The organism is Collinsella aerofaciens (assembly GCF_015670745.1).
GTDB classification, from domain to species: Bacteria; Actinomycetota; Coriobacteriia; order Coriobacteriales; family Coriobacteriaceae; genus Collinsella; species Collinsella aerofaciens_T.
Map to the genome: position 1 here is coordinate 130,184 of NZ_JADPCH010000002.1, position 16,304 is coordinate 146,487.

Sequence of the window (16,304 nt, forward strand, 5' to 3'; positions counted from 1 at the left end):
ACGCACACCTTTTACGGGCTCACGACCTCACCACGAGTACAAAAGGCGGGACGAGTTGTCCCGCCCCGCCCATTACGATTTGTTCGCTGACCAGCTACTCCCCCAGCAGGGCCTTCTCGGGCGTGATCGGCAGCGAGCGTACCTGATGTCCGGTGGCGTGTGCCACGGCCGAGGCCACGGCGGCGAGCGGCGTGTTGATGACGACCTCGCCAATCGACTTGGCGCCAAACGGACCCGTCGGCTCGTAGCTCGGCTCAAAGGCCACGCGAATGCTGCCGATATCCAGGCGCGTGGGCAGCTTGTAGCTCATAAAGTTGCCGGTGCGCAGGCGGCCGCGATCGTCGTGCTCGACGATCTCGTAGAGCGCGTGGCCGATACCTTGGGCAATACCGCCCTCGGCCTGGACGCGCGCGAGCGCCTCGTTGATCACGGTACCGCAGTCGACGGCCGCCGCGTAGTCCACCACAGTCACCTTGCCGGTGGCCTTGTCGACCTCGACCTCGGCAATGCCGGCCATAAACGGCGGAGGCGAAACGGGGAGGCAGGCAGAGGCATGCGAGGTGAGCGCGTCGCCGCCCGCGATGTTCTTGACGCACAGGTTGGCAAAGTCGCGCAGCGTGAGGTAGCAGTTCTGCTCGCGCGCGGCGCGCTCGTCGGACAGGCGCACGTACTGACCATCAAAGACCACATCGGCGGCATCCACGTCCCACATCTGGGCGGCCTTGGTGCAGATCTTCTCGCGCAGCTCGGTCGCTGCGTTCTTGGCTGCCAGGCCCGTCACGTACGTGCCCGAGCTCGCGTACGAGCCGGCATCGAACGGCGACACGTCGGTGTCCACGCCGCGCACCACGATCAGCGAGCTCTCCACGCCCAGCTCCTCGGCGGCAATCTGCGCCAGGATCGTGTCGACGCCCATGCCGTTGTCGGTGGCGCCGGTGCCGATGGTAATGAAGCCGTCCTCTTCCAGGCGCATGTCGATGCCGGCAATGTCCACGTTGGAGATGCCCGAGCCCTGCATGGTGAGTGCGCAGCCCAGAGCACGCACGCGGTCGCCCAGGTCGACGGCCAACGGCTTGTCGCGCCAGCCGATCATGTCCATCGCGCGCAGCAGGCAGCGGTCGAGCGCGCAGGCGTTGAGCTTCTCGTTGTAGTACTGCGGCATGATCTCGCCCTCGTGCACGATGTTCTTAAGGCGAAGGTCAGCCGGGTCCATGTGCAGCATGTCGGCGAGCTCGTTGACGGCGCTCTCCACGGCAAACTGGCCCTGGGTGGCACCGTAGCCACGATACGCGCCGCCGCGGTTGGTGTTGGTGTAGACGGCATCCCAGCTAAAGCGGCTCGCCTTCACGTGGTTGTAGATAGGCAGGCTCTTGTGGCCCGAGAGGCCGATCGTCGTGGTGGCATGCTCGCCATAGGCGCCGGCGTTGGACAGCGTATGCAGGTCGATGGCCGTGATGGTGCCGTCGTTCATGGCGCCCAGCTTAACGGTCATCTGCATCTGGTGACGCGAGTTGCCCGCGGTGATGGTCTCCTCGCGGGTGTAGCAGCAATAGCTCGGACGGCCGGTCTGCTGGGTGACGAACGCCACGAAGATCTCGCAGCAGCCCGTCTGCTTGGAGCCAAAGCCGCCGCCGATGCGCGGCTTAATGACCTGCACCTGCGATTGCGGAATGTCGAGCGACTGCGCGACCATGCGGCGCACGTGGAAGGGCACCTGTGTAGAGGTGGTCACCGAGATGCGGCCGAACGCGTCGGTCGTCGCGAAGGCGCGGAAGGTCTCCATGGGCGCGGTCTGCGTGGCCTGGCTGGTGTAGGTGCGCTCAAAGACGATGTCGCTCTGGGCGAACGCTTCATCAAGGTCACCAAAATCACTGGTACCGCTACACACTAGGTTGCGAGCAACATCGCCGCCCTGCGGGAACATAAAGGTCACGTCGCCCTCGGGGTGGACCACGATGTCGTTATCGAGCGCCTGGGTAAAGTCGAGCAGGGGCTCGAGCACCTCATAGTCGACCTTGATGAGCTTGAGTGCCTTGTCGGCGGCCTCCTCGGTCTCGGCGGCGACGATCGCCACCTCCTCGTTTTGGTAGCGCACGAGGTTCTCGAGGATCAGGCGGTCGTAGGGACTCGGCTGCGGATAGCTCTGGCCGGCGATGGTAAAGCGGCGCTTGGGCACGTCCTCGTAGGTGTAGACGCCCACCACGCCGGGCACCTTCAGGGCGCGCGATGTATCGATGGAGCGAATCTTGGCACGGGCATACGGGCTGCGCTTGAGCTTGACGATCAGGGCGCCGGCGGGCACCAGGTCGCCCGTGTAGACGGGACGGCCCTCGAGCAGGGCCTTCGAGTCCTTCTTGGGCTGCTTGTGGGTGATCTGCTTGTAGGAGACACCGTCGCAGCTGGTGTCGTTGACCGGCAGCTCGGGCATCTCAAAGCCCACCCGTACGCCGGACTCGTTAAGGAAGCGCACGATGGCGCGCAGCTGGCTCTCGTAGCCGCTGCAGCGGCAGAGGTTGCCGGCGAGCTGGCGCGAGAGCTCCTCGCGCGTGGAGACGAGGCTTGGGTCCTCCTTGGCGGCACGGGCAAGCGCCAGCACGTTCATGATAAGGCCGGGGGCGCAAAAACCGCACTGCTCGGCGCCTTCGGCAGCCATTGAGCGGGCGAGTGCCTCGGACTCGGCCTTGAGTCCCTCGAGCGTGGTGATGGTGTGTCCCTCAACACGGGCGGCGGGAACCGAGCAGCTCAGCACCGGGTCGCCGTCGAGCCACACCGTGCACAGGCCGCAGTTGGTGGTCTCGCAGGCGCAGCGCACCGACGCGCAACCCTGCTCGCGCAGCAGCGCAAAGAGCATGGTATCGGGGGCAATCTGAACCTTGACCTTGCGGCCGTTGAGCATAAAGGAAAGATCGATGGGTTTGGCAGCCATTAGCGCACCTCGCTAGAATCGACGCCGGGCACGCGGCGGCAGGAATACTCGTCCGTGGCAAACTTGGGAATCTGCACGCCCTCGAGCTCGCGGGCAAGCGCGGCCGAAAGCTCGATGCCGGCGGCGCGGCGCACGGCCTGAATCGCCAGCGGGGCTGAGATGCGACGGCGGTAGTCAGCCGAGCCCCACATGTTGGTGCCGTAGCTCAGGGCACGCACGGATGCGGCCAGGGCGCGCAGCTCGTCCTCGGAAGGCCGCTCGGCGGTAAGGCCGCATGCCTCACCCTGCAACAGGGTCGCGCGGAGCGGGCGGGCACCCACGGTGACATGCCAGCTGTTGTCCCACCAGGCGGCGGTGACGTTTAAGGAGGGGAAGTCGGTCGCGGCCTTGCGCACGGCCTCGTAGCTCGCACGGTAATCGTGCTTAACGACTACGACGTGCTCGATCACGTCGCGCACATAGCCCATGTCCACGAACTCGGCAAGCGGTACGCGGCCGGCACCCGTCAGCTCAACGTACGAATCGAGCGCCAAAAATGCCGAGAGCACGTCCGAAAAACCAAAGCGACCGTAGATGCTGCCGCCCGCCGTGGCGGTGTTACGCAGCTGCACGCCCACAATATCGTGGACGGCGAACTCAAAGACATGGTTGACAAGCGCGTTGAGTTCGGCATGACGCTCGAGCTGGCGCAGGGTACACATGGCACCGATGCGAAACTCGGTCTCGGTCTCCTCGATCTGATCGAGTCCGCAGGCCGAAAGGTCAATCGCCGTCGCCACGCGACGCGAACCCAGGCGCATCCAGATGCCGCCGCCCACAATCTTGTTGTTGCGGTTCTTCTGTAAGAGCTCATAGGCTTCGGCCGCGTTTCCAACACGGACGTAGGTACCGAACTTGAGCACGTTCTCCCCCATCTCTTCACTTGTCCAGTACCTTTAAGTGTACCAAACGAGGAGCCGCACACCGTTTTAGGACAAAATCCACCCACCCATCCATAACTTGCGGTGATATACGGACTGATTAGCCGTTATGGGACGCTAAGCAGTCCGTATATCACCGCAAGTTATGAGGAGTCCTCCGGGATAGAAAAGGCTCCCAGCCAAATAGCTGGGAGCCTCATCACATGCTATATCGAGCGAAGATTTAGCAGACGCCCTGGGCGAGCATGGCGTCGGCGACCTTCAGGAAGCCGGCGATGTTGGCGCCCATGACAAAGTTGCCCTCCTGGCCATACTCCTTGGCGGTGTCGTCCACGTTGTGGAACATGCCGCGCATGAGCTGCTCGAGCTTGCCGTCGACCTCCTCGAAGGTCCAGGACAGGTGCTCGGCATTCTGGCTCATCTCCAGGCCGGACACGAGCACGCCGCCGGCGTTGGCAGCCTTACCGGGCATAAAGGCAACGCCGTTCTCCTGGAAGTAGGTCGTGGCCTCGATGGTCGTGGGCATGTTCGCGCCCTCGCCGACCACCTTGCAGCCGTTGGCGACGAGCGCCTGGGCATCCTCGAGCAGCAGCGTGTTCTCGCGAGCGCAGGGCAGCGCGATGTCGCAGGGCAGCTGCCAAACGCCACGGCCGTCGCCCTCGTGCCACACGGCGTTGGGCTTCTCGTCAACGTACATGGCGAGCGTAACGCCCTTGTCGTGGCCAGAGCGCTTCTTGTTGTAGATGTGCTCGAGCACGGTGTAGTCGATGCCGTCGGGATCCTCGACCCAGCCGTGGGTGTCGGAGCAGGCGAGCACCTTGCCGCCGAGCTGGGAAACCTTCTGGACGGCGTAGATGGCGACGTTACCGGAGCCGTGAACGACGACGTTCTTGCCCTCGAAGGAGTCGCCGCGGCTCTTGAGGTACTCGTCCACAAAGTAGGCCAGGCCGTAGCCGGTGGCCTCGGTACGGGCGAGCGAGCCGCCAAAGGAGAGGCCCTTGCCGGTAAGGACGCCGGTCCACTCGTTGGTCAGGCGCTTGTACTGACCGAACAGGTAGGCAACCTCGCGGCCGCCAACGCCCAGGTCGCCGGCGGGAACGTCGGTGTTGGGGCCGATGTGGCGATAGAGCTCGGTCATGAAGGACTGGCAGAAGTGCATGATCTCGTTGTTGGACTTGCCCTTGGGGTCAAAGTCGGAGCCGCCCTTGCCGCCGCCCATGGGAAGGGTGGTCAGGCTGTTCTTGAGGATCTGCTCCAGGCCCAGGAACTTGAGCATACCCAGAGTGACCGTCGGGTTAAAGCGCAGGCCGCCCTTGTAGGGTCCAATGGCAGAGTTGAACTCGACGCGATAGCCGCGGTTGACCTGGACCTTGCCCTGGTCGTCGACCCAGGGAACACGGAACATGACGATGCGCTCGGGCTCGACGAGGCGCTCCAGCAGGGCGGCCTCCTCGTACTCGGGGTGGGCGTCGAGCGCCGGCTGGATGGTGCCGAGGATCTCGGTCGCGGCCTGGATGAACTCAGGCTGCTCGGGATAGCGGGCCTTGAGCTCTTCGAGAACTTTCTGCGTGTAGCTCATGCTTCCTCCAATGATGGGAAACGAAAAATGTTGGTCGCGGCACCCTATGTGCCGCGAACTTTATCGAGTATGGATAATATCGCACTGTTGCGGCAAAGTTACGAATAAGGCCGCGGGCGGATGTTTCATTTTGATTACGATGCAGGTAAAGACGTTTTTGAGTGCCTGACGTGCAAAACCTGTGTTTCAAACCTGTTTCGTCCACGTGTTCCAAACCACCACATTGGGGACAGGCACCTTTGTGGTGATGCTGGTGGTTAGAGGACGAGCTGATGGTAGTCGGCGGGGGTTATGCGGCCTTCGGCGGCAGCGCGGAAGGCGGCGAGCGCATCGCCCGAGAACGGCATGGCCCAGCACAGCCCGCAGCCGGCGGTGATGGAGCCGGGCAGCGGCATGATGCGCCCGGGCACACCGGCGGCAAGGCACAGCTGCTCGCATTCCATCACATCGAAGGTGCTATCGAACGAAACGATGATCTTGCGTTCGTGATCAGAGGCATCGCCAAACGAGGCCTCGCGGTGCGACTCGCGATACGCAGCCGCCGCTGCCTCTTCCTCGGCCGTATGTCCACAGCCGCCACAGCCGCAGGCGCAAGGTTCGGACCCATCGCAAGTGCAAGGTTCCCCGGTATCGGGGCAAATATCATGTGACACGGCATCTCCCGTCATTGATGTGTGCAGATCTAGGCGAGCAACTCGGCCGCCGCAAACTCCTCGGGCGTATTAACGTTCTCGAAGCAGAGCGTCGAGCCCGCGGCCTTAACGATCTGCGGCTCATCCATATAACCGGCCTGAACGCGATTGATCAGGCAGCGAATGCGCTGGCGGTCGCAGGCGAGCAGCTCTTGGGCAACCGGCGCACACGCGTCACGGCGCCAGACGGCGCAAAGCGGCTCAATCCCCCGCTCCTCGCGCGGCACGCACACGTCGAGCGCCTCGGCCTCAACACGATCGGCAAGCGCGCCGATGAGTTCCGGCGAGACAAACGGCATATCACAGGCGACGATAGCCGCATGAGGAAGCCGAGCCGCAGCCAGCGAGCTCGCGATGCCGCGCATGGCGCCCGCCGACCCCTCAAGGTCCGGCACTATTCGCGGCACCAGGCCGCCAAACGTGCGCTCCTCAAGGTAGGCAAGCTCGCTGGGACGCGACGTCGTCACGACCAACTCACCGGCAACTGGCGCCAACCGACCCAGTACGCGCTCGATGAGCGGCTCGCCGCAAAACGCCATGCGCGCCTTATCGCAGCCCATGCGCGAGGACAGCCCGCCCGCCTGGACGACACAAGAAAGATCGGTACGTCTTACGGTAGTCATACGGCAAAACACCTCCATCGGCATGCTCGAAACCCGGTGCACGATGCTAACTACAGCCGCCGAAATAACGGCGCTACGAAAAACTCGTGCAAAAACAAAACAGCGCCTTTGCGGCACGCAGCAAGACCGCGAGCACAAAAGCGCTGGTAGCGTGTGGCGGGAACGTATGTGAATCGAACACATCCAAGACGTTTTGCACGCCTCGCAACGGTTTTGAGGACCGCGGAGCCCACCGGAGCCCATCCGTTCCCAAGTGCGGCGGTATTTTACCAAACCGACAGGCCCCATCCCAAAATGACAAACAAGAAGTTGCGGTGGAATAGTTCCTGGTTTGGCGTTAGATGCCGAAAACAGGAACTATTTCACCGCAACTGATAAGGGTGGCCTAGCGCAGGGAGCGCAGGCCGCCGGCTTCTTTGTCGAGGGATGTGAAGCGCACGGCATCCAGGTGCTCCAAGATGCTGATAGCACGCTTGCGCGACACACCCAGGGCCTCGCGCAATACACTCGTGGTTGCAGCGCCGCCAGCATCGGCGATGGCGGCGGCAACAAGCTCGCGCGCATGGGCCTCGGCGGCGGCGGATAGGGCAACGTCGCGCTCGACCTTAACGATCGAGCGATTGAGCGAAAGCTCACGCAGGGCACGCGTCATGGTGTCGCGATCGAGCTGCAACTGCTCGCCCACTTCGGGCAACGTCGGTGCATCGAGGCCGGCTTCGTTCAGCAAGGCAACGATACGTTCGCAGGCCTCGCGCACCACACGCGCCGCGGCGGCAGCGGAGTGCGGGTCGAATACCTCGGCACCCTCGGCGGCACACACGCCACGCGAGCAGCCCTCGGCAATCAGAGCCGCGGCAACGCCATCATCAGCGGCAGGCCACGCAGCATGGGCAACGGCGCCGGGCGTAAAGCCCGTCTCCTTGGGAGACGCCGCGTGCATGGCTGACAGGGTCGCCGCCAGTGCATCCATCGCAGCGTCGAGCACCACGGCGTCCGCCAAGTAGTCCGCATCACCCATAGCAAGCTTGCGAACAGAGCCCTGCGACACCAACCCGCGCAGTGCGGCATCGACCTCGCCGACACCAAGATCCAAAGCGTCAGTAACATCAACAGCCGTAACTGGCAGCATCTGCAGCGCCAGCCAAGCGCCCACGCTGCCCGCGGTATCGCCGGACTCAAGCGCCGCAAACAGTGCGCGCTCACCGGCAGAAAGCTCGCGCGAGCGACGGCAGCGCGAAAGCAGCACGCGCCCGCCGCCGATGAGCATAACGGGCGAATACGACAGCACCACGGCATGGTCTCCGGCACACAGCGGCAGCGGCTCCTCCAGGCGCACCTGCACGGTACGGGTCTCGCCCACCGCCATGGGGGCCTCGCCCTCCAAAAGCATGATGCGGCCGACGACCTCGGCCGTGCCGGCCATCACATGCGCGCGCGCGCCCGACTCGAGCACGCGCGGCTTGGTGCCCTCGCGGCCCAAATACGTAAACGCCATCATAAATCGCATCGTCTGGCCAAAGCGGTCCGCCACGCCCAGCATCTCGCCACGGTCAAGCGCCGCGACACCGTCACCAACTAGGTTGAGCGCCACACGCTGACCAGGCAGCGCGCGCGGCGTATCGCCATGCACCTGAATCCCGCGCACGCGGCAGACCGTACGCGACGGCAAAGCCATCAGCTCGTCGCCCACCGCAACCGGCGCATCGTGCAGCGTTCCCGTTACGACAGTGCCGACGCCCTTAATCGTAAAGCAGCGGTCAATCGGCAGGCGCGGCGCGGCATCGGTGCGCTCGGCACGGTCGCGGCAGGCATCCCAGCAGGCACTTACCTGCTCGTCGAGCACCGCAAGCAGCCCATCGACCCCCTCGCCCGTCTTAGACGACACGGGCACAATCGGCGCGCCCGCAAACACGGTACCCGACAAAAAGTCATCGACATCGAGCTCGGCAAGCTCGGTCATCTCGGCGTCGGCCAGGTCACACATCGTCAGCGCCACCACCATATGCGTGACGCCCAGCATCTCCAGCACGTGCACGTGCTCGCGGGTCTGCGGCATCACGCCCTCGACGGCCGAAACCACCAGCACGGCCACGTCGATGCCCGTGGCGCCCTGCACCATGGCGCGCAGGTAATGCGCGTGGCCCGGCACGTCGACCAGGCCGACGATCTTGCCACTCGGCAGCGCCAGCTCACCAAAGCCAAGCTCCACCGTCATGCCGCGACGACGCTCGACCTCAAGGCGATCGGGATTCTTGCCGGTCAGTGCCTCGATCAGCGCCGACTTACCGTGGTCGACGTGGCCCGCCGTGCCAACGATAACGGGACACTCCACCAGCGCTTTAACCTCACTCATCGAGCAATCGCCTTCTTAACGCACGCGACGAGCGTCGTTGCCGCCGTCTCGATATCGCGGTCACCCACGAGTGTACGCACGTCAAACAGGACGCGATCGTGCGAGGCGCGTGTGACGACCGGCGTGTCGAAATCTTGGACGAGCGAGCGCTTGAGTGCGTCAACGGAAAGACGCTCATCGACGAGGCGCACGGCAACGCACATGGTGGGCAGCTCGACGGTAGGCAGCGAACCGCCACCGGGGGTCGACGATTCCTCGACAATCTCCAACTCAACGGCACACGGGCAACCAGCCTTATCGAGCCCGGCGACCATACGATCACGCAGCTTACGGGCACGTCGCTCCAAATGGGCCTGCGGCAGCGTAAGCATGCTGAGCACCGGAATATCGCGATGGGCAACATCGGCGCCATCCATGTAGATACGCAGCGTGGCCTCGAGCGCCGACAGAGCCAGTTTGCCCGGACGCAGAGCGCGCATGAGCGGATGTGCGCCGCAGGCCTGGACCAGATCGCGACGGCCCATGATAATGCCCGCCTGCGCGGCACCAAGCAGTTTATCGCCCGAGCACGACACCAGATCGAGCCCTGCCGAAACCGAAGCCGGCGTGGTTTCTTCGCCGCCGCGCACCAAGATGTCGTCGGGCAACAGCGCGCCCGAGCCCTGGTCCTCGTAGAACAGCAGGCCATGCTTGTGAGCAAGCGCCGCAAGCTCCCGAGAATCCACCTCCTCGTGAAAGCCCTCGATGCGATAGTTGGAAGGATGGACCTTGAGGATCATGGCCGTATCGGGTGTGATGGCTTGCTCATAATCTGCCAGGTGCGTGCGGTTGGTGGCGCCGACCTCGACGAGCTTGGCGCCCGAAGCCTCCATGACATCAGGGATGCGGAAGCTGCCGCCGATCTCGACAAGCTCGCCGCGGCTGACGATGACCTCTTTGCCTGCGGCATGGGTCGCCAGCACCAGCAGCACAGCGGCGGCGTTGTTATTAACGACCAGCGCGTCCTCGGCACCGGTAAGCGAGCGGATCAGCTGCGCGGCATGTTCCTTGCGCGACCCACGCGAGCAGGTGTCCACGCTGTACTCGAGTGTGCTGTACCCGCGCGCGACCTCGGCCACGGCCTTTGCCGCCGACTCCGCGAGCGGGGCGCGGCCCAAGTTGGTATGGATGACCACGCCCGTAGCGTTGACGGCGGGGCGCAGGCTCGGCAACGCGGAGCGGTGCGCACGCCACTCGATGGCCGAGGCCAGGTCGCGCTTAGAGCGCGGGGCGGCACCGGCGCGAATGGCGGCGCGCTCCTCGTCGAGCTCGGCCGTGACGGCGGCATGCGCCACCGCGTCGCAGGTCTCCCCCGCCGCCTTCACAACCGGCCACTCGGCAAGCAGCTCGTTGACGGAAGGAATGGCGCGCAGGCGGGCGCGTACCTCATCGGACATGTTCTGGCAATCGCTCATGTGCGGCCTTTCAAAAGAAACGTGGATCAGTCGAATACATCAGCTGAGTCAATTACTCGTTATTATCCTCGCGCGCCGCGATCTTTTCCACGCGAACGGCGTTTTCCTGAGTGAGCGCGGCGCCCGTCAACGGGTCCCAACGCAACGGTGTATGGTCGAGCGGGCCGACGCCCAAGGCTTGAGCGCCGCCGGCATCGGCGCCAAACGAACGTCCGCCGGGGGCGGCCGACGTAAAGATACACGCCGGATGCAGATACGGCGTCGTCTCCACGCGCACGCGGTCGCGGCCCATATCGCTCACGAGCTCGACGATCTCGCCGTCGGCGATGCCCATGTGCGCAGCAGCATCGGCATTCATCTGCACGGCATCCAGGTCCGATCCAGCCTCAGCGGCACCTTGGGCCGCGAGCCTGCGCGAAGTATGCGACTCAAAGGGACGGTTGCCGCTAATGAGGCGAAACATCCCCGGGCCGGGCTCCACCATCGGCGCAATCCAGCCTGGCACGCGTCCCAGACCGGCTCGTTCCCACACGTCGCTTGCCAGCGCAATTTTGCCGCCATCCAAGGGAATCACCGGCTCGCCTGTACGCGACGGCAACGCAACACCCGTGTCGGCCCAGCCGCGCTCCTTGAGCTCGTCCAGATTGATCCCAAACGGCGCCACCTGGGCAGCCGCTAGATCGTCGGACGTAAACTGGAAGTACTCGCCCGCGCCACACGCCTGCGCCAGACAGGCAAAAATCTCCCGACCGGGACGTGTGTCGTCGTGCTGCACGGGCAGCACGGCGTTGCGGTAGAACACGCGCGCATCGTTGACGCCCGCCACCGTTCCCACGCCGCGGTCGGCCTCCAGATACGTCACGTCGGGCAGCACGAAGTCAGAAGCACGTGCCGTCTCGGACCAGCGAATATCAATCGTCACGAGCAAGTCGAGCTTCTGCAAAATACCCAGCCAAGCCTGTGCATTGCCATAGCCCGCACCGGGGTTACTGGCATAGACGATGAGCCCGCACAAATCGCCGGCAAGAATCGACTGGCCGATGGTCGTGCACAGGCCGCGCACCGGATCGACCAGTGGATAGCGCTCGGACCCCAGCTTGGGCCCGCGAGGCACCGGCGGCGTCGCAAAGCGTGCGGGATCGAGATCGCCCAACACAAGCGGCGTGGATGGGTTGAGCGCGCCGCCCGCATGTCCAATACAGCCCAGCAGCACATCGACCAAGCAGATAGCGCGCGCGGTCTGGGTGCTATTGGCATACGCGATACCGATGCCACCATGAAAGCCCGCATCCACCACAGCGGCAGGCGCGGCGGCAGCCAGATCGCGCGCCGTCGCAACAATCTCTGCGGCAGGCACGTCACACATCGACTCGGCCCACTCGGGCGTCCAAGCACGGGCCGCCTGCGCCAGCTCGTCAAAACCCGTGGTGTAGCGGGCAACAAACTCGTGGTCGTACAAGTCCTCGGCAATGAGCACATGCGCAATGCCCAGCAGCAAGGCCAGGTCGCAGCCCGGGCGCACGCGCAACCAGCGGTCGGCAAGCGCAGCCGAGCCGCTGCGCCGGGGGTCGACCACGATAATCTTCGCCCCACGGCGACGGGCATCGTTGAGCGCATCAACAGCCCCCATCGTCGACGAATCGACAATGGAGCGCCCCAGATACATGATGCAATCGGTGTGCGCAAGGTCGGAGGCGGGACTATAGCCCAGACTGTGCTCCCAGCCGGTAAGTCTGCTTACCTCGCAGGCACCGTCGGCACCGTATACGTTGGGCGAGCCCAGCGCATGCATAAAACGATACGCCCAGTAACGGTCGAACGAGGGCACGCCGAGCGTCATGCCCAGCGCGCGCGGACCATGCCCGCCAACAATCCCCAAAAGGCGCTCGGCAATCTGAGCAAACGCCTCGTCCCAGGTAATCGCATCGAACCCCGAGCCATCCCGGCGGCGTCGCATGGGGTGCACAATGCGGTCGCGCTCGTCAAACGGCATTGCCAGGCGATGCCGTCCGCGGGCGCACAGGGCACGCGCCGCGCACGGATGCCCCGCAACCGGCAGCTCAGCCACCACACGCCCATCCTCAACATGGGCCGCAAAGGCGCAATCGGCATAGCATCCCCCGCATGTGGTCACCACGGCGCGACCGTCACGCTTCACAGCAGATGCCATCTCGATTACCCCTTTCATCAGCCAAACACAACAGGCCAAAAGCCCGGCAACGAGCCCCGGACCCAAAAAGCCTCCCGCACGGCAACGCCCCGCGGGAGGCCAACGTCAAACAGGCGGTACTTTACGCCTCGGACTTCTTGGCGTAGACAAACCAATAGCCGAGCGCGATCAGAACCGCGCCGCCCACGATGTTGCCCAGCGTGGCGGCGGACAGGTTAAACGCAATACCCGCGACGTTGAGCGCATCGGACCCGGCAACCTTGGCACCATAGCCGCACGCGTGCATCACGGCACCCATGGGCAAAAAGTACATGTTGGCGACGCAGTGCTCAAAACCGCAGGCCACAAAGGCGGCGATGGGCAGCAGAATGCCCACGACCTTATCGACCACGGTCTTGCCGGCGGTACCGATCCACACGGCAAGGCACACAAAGATGTTGCATAGGATGCCGCGGAAGAAGATCGTCACCCAGTCGACCGTCACCTTGCCGGCGGCGACGCTCACCATGGAATTGGCGACCGCCTCGCCGTTGAGCTTGTAAATGCCGGCCATGTACACCAAAAAGACGATGAACAGGGCACCGACAAAGTTACCGACCCATACGACGACCCAAGCCTTGAGCATCTGGACCAGGGTGATCTTTTTGCTCTTGAGTGCGCAGACCATAAGCGAATTGCCGGTAAACAGCTCGGCGCCGCACACCAGCACCAGCACCAGTCCCAAGCAAAAGCACAGGCCGCCCACGACGCGCTGGGCGCCCCAGCCCAGCGCGCTATCGCTCAAGAACACGGTAAAGAACAGGCCGCCGAAGGCAATGAACGCGCCGGCGAACATTGCCAACAGAAAGGCCTTTGCGACCGGCAGGTTGGCCTTGGTCACGCCGGCGGCCTCGGTCTTGGCCTCGATCGCGGCGGGCGCCAGGCAATCGGGAGCGGGGTATTCTGCCTTGGAATCTGCCATGTCAATCACTTCTTTCCTAATCAGCAGGGACAAGCGCTCCTATTGCTCTTGTCCCAAGCGGACAAAGTGGGAAAAGTCGTTGGCGGCCACGGCGTCGTACACGGCGTCGACGGCGTCAAAGACCTCCGGGGACATAGGGTTGTAAAACTCCGTATCGCCCGGCTGAATCCCTATGAAGACGATATCTTCGCACGATTGCTCGATTTCCTCGATCAGAATCGACAAGGGGAGCGAATGCGTGGTGAACATCGACTTGCGGGCCACATCGCGCTTATCGAGCAGGCGGATAGACCCGACGGGCAGCGCCATGTCGGCGGCATCGACCAAGACCAGACGCGGCGGACGCTCGCGCTTGACCTCGATAATGTCGTCCTCGGGCGTTTGGCCTCCGTCGATGGTGTACCAACCGGCGATGGGTGCGTCTTCCATCTTTTTGGAGAGCACGGGGCCGGCGGCATCGTCGGCACGCAGCACGCTTCCCGCCGTGAGCACGATGCCCGCAAACGGGGCGCCGTTCACACGACCATCCACAACGCGACCCATTACTGCAACCTCCCCGTCAGATACACGCCCGACACATCGCGCACGCGTTCCACCAGATAGCGAAACTTCATCAGAAACGCGACCTGCTGGGCATGCAGGCCAAAGTCGTTATCGAACACCGAGATGCCGGCCTTGGCCGAGCCGCGAAAACCGCGCTCGTCGAGCAGCGTATCGCAGGCCTCGAGCAGCGACGGCACCGCCGCCTTGTCGAGCTGGCACTCGCCAAAGGAGCGGATGGCCTCGAACTTGGTCTTGGCCTCCCCCTCCGGCAGCGCGTCGATAAGCGTATAGAACACGTTCACCGGCACCGACAGGCGCGGCTCAAAGCAGTCGAGCACGCCGGTATGGTGGCCCACGGCGAGCGTGTAGTACAGCACGTCGCAGGCCTCCTGGGGAACGTCTTCCTCGGTCTCCACAAACTTACGCGTGAGCTCGTAAAAGACCACCTGGTCGGGCGCATGGTCCAGGCAGGGGTCGGCGACGCCCTCGGCGGCCTCGTCGCTTGCGCGCGAGGCATCGCCAAAAGAGCCGCCGAGCATGCCGGGACCCGCAAAGTAACCAGAGCGGTCCGTGAGCTCCATCTAGCGACCTCCGGCCAGCACCAGATCCTGCAGCGCCGAGTACACCTCGACGCGGCGCGGATCGTCCTGCTTATCGATAAGCAGCGCCATGGCGCCGCGGATATCGCCCTTGGGCGCGCCCTCGAGCGTATCCATAAACTCGTTGGCCAGGTCACGGCCGTAGCGGTAGCCGCTCATGGCGCGAGCCTCACGCTCGATGGCCACACGCAGCTTGTACGGCACGCCGGGGTGCAGGATATCGGCCTGCTCGCCGGCGGCCTCCACCGTGGTCTCGGCATGGAGCTTTTGGTCCAGCAGACCGAGCGCCATGGCAAAGCCGTAGATGGTCTGCGCGGGGCTGGGCGGGCAGCCGGGGATGTAGACATCGACCGGCAGAATCTTGTCCGTGCCGCCCCAGACGCAGTAGTTGTCGTAGAAGATGCCGCCGGTGCAGCCGCACGCGCCATAGGACACCACGATCTTGGGATCGGGTGCGGCCTCAAAGGCGCGCAGGGCCGGCATGCGCATGGCACGCGTCACGGCGCCGGTGTACAACAGCACGTCGGCATGACGAGGCGAGGGCACGACCTTGATGCCAAAGCGCTCGACGTCGAAGACGGGCGTGATGGAACCGAAGATCTCGATCTCGCAGCCGTTGCAGCCGCCGCAGTCAACGCGGTAGACATACACCGAGCGCTTGATCTTCTTAAGAAGGGTCGCCTTGGCCTTCTCGATGCTCTCGTCGAGCTCGATCTTGGTCGGGCGGTACTGGAGCCGCTCGGGCAAAAGCGTGGGTTCGGCCATGGTTACTCCTCCTTCGTTTCAAAATCCATGATGATGCCCTCGACCGGCGCCGGACCGGCGGGAATCTCGGGCGCATCGGGGTTGAGCTCGCGGTCGATATACTCCGGGTTCACGCCGTGGCCGCCCAGATACTCCATGCCGGGGCCCTGGGGCTCGCCGGACGCAAGCGTCTCGTTGGCAGCCATGCCGTGCGCGTTGCCGGTCTTTACGGCCGAGGCGGCGCGCAGGGCGTCGAGCTCGCGCTTGCACTCCTGGCACATACCGACGGTACGGGCGGCCTGCTCGGCCTCCATGCCGCCGGCCTTTTGCAGCAGGCGCTTGGCGTAGTCGATCTCCTTGTGCGGGGCAAACGGCTTGCCGCAGCGCGAGCAGTGCTCGAGCGTATAGACGCTCTTGCTGGTGAGGTCGTCCTTGCTCATGACGGCCAGCTCAAACTCCTCGGTGAGCTTGATGGCCTCCATGGGGCAGGCTTCCTCGCAGCGGCCGCAAAAGATGCAGCGGCCGTAGTCGATTGACCAGGTGATGGTATCGGCCGCAAGGTCGGTGTCCATGCGAATGGCATCGGCCGGGCACGCCACGCCGCAGGCACCGCAGGCGATGCAGAGCTCGGCATTGCGCTCGGGCTTGCCGCGCATGTCCTTGTTGGTGGGGAACGGCGCAAACGGGTACTTGACCGTCGCGTCGCCGGCCTTGGCGTTAACCTTCCAAAGCTTCAGCAT

13 protein-coding genes and 1 tRNA gene are annotated in these 16,304 nt (G+C 64.2%); all 14 read right to left on the reverse strand.

From position 1 onward, the window contains the following. Window positions 1-94: 94 nt before the first annotated feature. On the reverse strand, window positions 95-2,926 hold the full coding sequence (locus I4W07_RS01520; protein WP_196025384.1) for a molybdopterin-dependent oxidoreductase: 2,832 nt from the start codon (window positions 2,924-2,926) through the stop codon (window positions 95-97). After that, window positions 2,926-3,828 (reverse strand): FAD binding domain-containing protein, encoded by a 903-nt coding sequence (locus tag I4W07_RS01525; protein WP_271739725.1) that lies wholly within the window; start codon window positions 3,826-3,828, stop codon window positions 2,926-2,928. The genes I4W07_RS01520 and I4W07_RS01525 overlap by 1 nt, the downstream gene beginning before the upstream one ends. A 241-nt stretch (window positions 3,829-4,069) precedes the next feature. Continuing rightward, entirely contained in the window at window positions 4,070-5,425 is a 1,356-nt protein-coding gene (gene gdhA / locus I4W07_RS01530) for an NADP-specific glutamate dehydrogenase (protein WP_196025386.1), read from the reverse strand. Between the two features lie 257 nt (window positions 5,426-5,682). Further along, the gene (locus I4W07_RS09225; RefSeq protein ID WP_196025387.1) at window positions 5,683-6,078 is read right to left on the reverse strand and encodes a DUF3343 domain-containing protein; all 396 of its coding nucleotides are present in this window, start codon (window positions 6,076-6,078) and stop codon (window positions 5,683-5,685) included. A 29-nt stretch (window positions 6,079-6,107) separates the two neighbouring features. Beyond that, on the reverse strand, window positions 6,108-6,740 hold the full coding sequence (gene mobA / locus I4W07_RS01540) for a molybdenum cofactor guanylyltransferase (RefSeq protein WP_196025388.1): 633 nt from the start codon (window positions 6,738-6,740) through the stop codon (window positions 6,108-6,110). A 154-nt stretch (window positions 6,741-6,894) separates the two neighbouring features. Then, window positions 6,895-6,991 (reverse strand) — tRNA-Sec (locus I4W07_RS01545). A gap of 134 nt (window positions 6,992-7,125) precedes the next feature. Continuing rightward, window positions 7,126-9,093 carry a selenocysteine-specific translation elongation factor gene (gene selB, locus I4W07_RS01550; RefSeq protein WP_196025389.1) on the reverse strand — a complete coding sequence of 656 codons (1,968 nt, stop codon included), beginning with the start codon at window positions 9,091-9,093 and terminating at the stop codon, window positions 7,126-7,128. Next, window positions 9,090-10,547 carry an L-seryl-tRNA(Sec) selenium transferase gene (selA, locus tag I4W07_RS01555; protein WP_230317412.1) on the reverse strand — a complete coding sequence of 486 codons (1,458 nt, stop codon included), beginning with the start codon at window positions 10,545-10,547 and terminating at the stop codon, window positions 9,090-9,092. Before selA ends, selB begins: the two co-directional genes overlap by 4 nt. Window positions 10,548-10,599: 52 nt before the next feature. Next, the gene (locus I4W07_RS01560) at window positions 10,600-12,717 is read right to left on the reverse strand and encodes a molybdopterin-containing oxidoreductase family protein (RefSeq protein WP_196025390.1); all 2,118 of its coding nucleotides are present in this window, start codon (window positions 12,715-12,717) and stop codon (window positions 10,600-10,602) included. Window positions 12,718-12,838: 121 nt separating this feature from the next. After that, window positions 12,839-13,678, reverse strand: a complete 840-nt coding sequence (locus I4W07_RS01565) for a formate/nitrite transporter family protein (RefSeq protein WP_196025391.1) — start codon at window positions 13,676-13,678, stop codon at window positions 12,839-12,841. A 39-nt stretch (window positions 13,679-13,717) separates the two neighbouring features. Then, on the reverse strand, window positions 13,718-14,221 hold the full coding sequence (hycI, locus tag I4W07_RS01570) for a hydrogenase maturation peptidase HycI (RefSeq protein WP_196025392.1): 504 nt from the start codon (window positions 14,219-14,221) through the stop codon (window positions 13,718-13,720). Beyond that, window positions 14,221-14,802: a formate hydrogenlyase maturation HycH family protein gene (locus tag I4W07_RS01575; protein WP_196025393.1), complete on the reverse strand. Its 582-nt coding sequence runs from the start codon at window positions 14,800-14,802 to the stop codon at window positions 14,221-14,223. The genes hycI and I4W07_RS01575 overlap by 1 nt, the downstream gene beginning before the upstream one ends. Continuing rightward, entirely contained in the window at window positions 14,803-15,585 is a 783-nt protein-coding gene (locus I4W07_RS01580) for an NADH-quinone oxidoreductase subunit B family protein (RefSeq protein WP_022095195.1), read from the reverse strand. Between the two features lie 2 nt (window positions 15,586-15,587). Then, window positions 15,588-16,304, reverse strand: a complete 717-nt coding sequence (locus tag I4W07_RS01585; RefSeq protein WP_196025394.1) for a formate hydrogenlyase complex iron-sulfur subunit — start codon at window positions 16,302-16,304, stop codon at window positions 15,588-15,590.

Coding starts and splice junctions, on each gene's coding strand:
- I4W07_RS01560 (WP_196025390.1), bottom strand. CDS start 12,717: ATGGCATCTGCTGTGAAGCGTGACGGTCGCGCCGTGGTGACCACATGC.
- I4W07_RS01585 (WP_196025394.1), bottom strand. CDS start 16,304: ATGCTGAAGCTTTGGAAGGTTAACGCCAAGGCCGGCGACGCGACGGTC.
- gdhA (WP_196025386.1), bottom strand. CDS start 5,425: ATGAGCTACACGCAGAAAGTTCTCGAAGAGCTCAAGGCCCGCTATCCC.
- I4W07_RS01565 (WP_196025391.1), bottom strand. CDS start 13,678: ATGGCAGATTCCAAGGCAGAATACCCCGCTCCCGATTGCCTGGCGCCC.
- selA (WP_230317412.1), bottom strand. CDS start 10,547: ATGAGCGATTGCCAGAACATGTCCGATGAGGTACGCGCCCGCCTGCGC.
- selB (WP_196025389.1), bottom strand. CDS start 9,093: ATGAGTGAGGTTAAAGCGCTGGTGGAGTGTCCCGTTATCGTTGGCACG.
- hycI (WP_196025392.1), bottom strand. CDS start 14,221: ATGGGTCGCGTTGTGGATGGTCGTGTGAACGGCGCCCCGTTTGCGGGC.
- mobA (WP_196025388.1), bottom strand. CDS start 6,740: ATGACTACCGTAAGACGTACCGATCTTTCTTGTGTCGTCCAGGCGGGC.
- I4W07_RS01575 (WP_196025393.1), bottom strand. CDS start 14,802: ATGGAGCTCACGGACCGCTCTGGTTACTTTGCGGGTCCCGGCATGCTC.
- I4W07_RS01580 (WP_022095195.1), bottom strand. CDS start 15,585: ATGGCCGAACCCACGCTTTTGCCCGAGCGGCTCCAGTACCGCCCGACC.
- I4W07_RS01520 (WP_196025384.1), bottom strand. CDS start 2,926: ATGGCTGCCAAACCCATCGATCTTTCCTTTATGCTCAACGGCCGCAAG.